The sequence below is a fragment of the Vibrio sp. 2130-1 genome, from assembly GCF_033339515.1.
Window position 1 is genome coordinate 1 of record NZ_JAWOUT010000595.1, and the last position, 553, is coordinate 553.

Annotated in this window: 1 protein-coding gene; it reads right to left on the minus strand. The window is 43.8% G+C overall.

The features are described 5' to 3' along the window. Positions 1-553 (minus strand): glycosyl hydrolase 53 family protein (locus R7Q09_RS27600; RefSeq protein WP_318144139.1); only part of this gene is annotated, 553 nt, incomplete at both ends.

A 553-nucleotide genomic window follows, 5' to 3' on the forward strand; every position in this document is an offset into this window, starting at 1 on the left:
CATGCACCGCTTGGATACCGGTTTTTAAAAGAAGTGATAGACGGTCAAATTCCTTACCATCTTGACCCCAACTCTTACCCTCCGGCCAAAGCATGCCACCATTCAGTTCGTTACCAACTTGAACCATGTCTGGCACGACACCCGCAGCTTGGTGTGCTTTCATCACCTCTGCTGTATAGTCGTAGACTTTCTGTGTTAGGTTCTCAAACGTAAGTTGCTCCCACTCTTTTGGCTTTTGTTGCTTTTTAGGGTCAGCCCAAAAGTCGCTGTAATGGATATCAAGCAGGAATGACATACCGTTTTCTTGTGCGCGTTTACCAAGCTCAATGGAACGCTCTAACGTGTTATTACCGCCACCAAATACATCACCAGTGGCTGACATTGGGTCTACCCACAAACGTGCGCGAATAGAATTAACTCCACTATCTTTTAATATTTTAATCAGATCTTTTTCATTGCCAACTTGGTAATATTTCCCACCCAATTTTTCTATTTCAGGCAACATGGAGATATCCATACCACGAATAAAATCAGCTCTCAGTGTTGGAGCAGT